The organism is Acidovorax delafieldii 2AN, from assembly GCF_000175235.1.
GTDB classification, from domain to species: domain Bacteria; phylum Pseudomonadota; class Gammaproteobacteria; order Burkholderiales; family Burkholderiaceae_C; genus Acidovorax; species Acidovorax delafieldii_B.
Map to the genome: position 1 here is coordinate 1 of NZ_ACQT01000551.1, position 1,027 is coordinate 1,027.

2 protein-coding genes are annotated in these 1,027 nt (G+C 69.4%); both read right to left on the reverse strand.

Annotated elements, in window-relative coordinates; translation table 11 throughout:
* The coding region (locus ACDELDRAFT_RS22955; protein WP_005801605.1) for a helix-turn-helix transcriptional regulator at positions 1 to 204 on the reverse strand (204 nt) is incomplete at its 3' end.
* Positions 205 to 273: 69 nt separating this feature from the next.
* Positions 274 to 792 (reverse strand): GyrI-like domain-containing protein, encoded by a 519-nt coding sequence (locus ACDELDRAFT_RS22960; RefSeq protein WP_005801606.1) that lies wholly within the window; start codon positions 790 to 792, stop codon positions 274 to 276.
* Positions 793 to 1,027 lie beyond the last annotated feature (235 nt).

The window sequence follows — 1,027 nt, forward strand, 5'->3', positions numbered from 1 at the left end:
CGGCGGCAGCTCGAAGCCCGCGCCCAGCCGGTAGCCCACGCCCGCTTCGCCCTCGATGGGCACGCCCTGGTGCTGCAGGTCGGCCACGTCACGGTAGATGGTGCGCGGCGAAACCTCCAGCCGCTCGGCCAGGAAGGCGGCAGTGGACAGGCGCCGCCCGCGGATGAGCTGGACGATCTGGAACAGGCGGTCGGCGCGGCGCATGGTGCGAAGCTGCAGTTTGGGGTGTTTCTGGCCTGTGGCGCTTATACATCAAGCGCCACCAGCTATCAATCAAGGAGCATCCGCCAACGCGGCCCAGGCGCCCGCACTGGCGCCGTCGGCCACCTGCACGCCGATGTGGATGGCCACGCGGTCCACCGCGTCGTAGGCCTCGAAGTCGGTGCCGAAGCGGCGCTGGACCTGCGGGTGGCGCGAAAAATAGCGCCAGACCTCGCCCCACGCATCCAGCACCATCTGCGGCATGGCACCCTGGCCGTGGAAGACCAGGTATTCGCCCGCCTCGATGTCCACCGTGCCCGCGCCGCCCACCAGTTCGGCGCCCGGGGGCGCGGCCACGCCGGCAGTGACGTCGTAAGCGCCGTGTTCGTTGGATTCGTAAGCGCTGTACACGCCAAAGATGCGGGCGTCGGCGCCCGGGCGGGGCAGCTTGTGCTCCCAGCTTTCGTCAAAAAAACGGTCCCACAGCCCACCGATGCGGGCGGTGGCGGAGTCCATCTCGTCGCTGTTGCGGGTGCGCACCGAAATGCCGGCGACGCGAAAGGCTGGGACCTGGGTGGTCACAGGGGGCATGCAGATCTCCCGTGTCAGGGTGGAAGGAATGGCGGGGCGCGGGGCATGAAAACTGCGGCTGCTGACATCCGTGTGTCAGCAGCGCGGCGTTCTGGCGGCGCCTGGCGTGTGCAGGCGTCGGTCAGCGCGCCATGGCGTGCAGCCCGATGGTGTTGCCCTCGGTGTCGCGGACGTGGGCGATGAAGCCGATGCCCTCGGGCAGCTCCATGCAGGCGTCCAGCACCGCACCGCCGGC

Coding starts and splice junctions, on each gene's coding strand:
- ACDELDRAFT_RS22960 (WP_005801606.1), bottom strand. CDS start 792: ATGCCCCCTGTGACCACCCAGGTCCCAGCCTTTCGCGTCGCCGGCATT.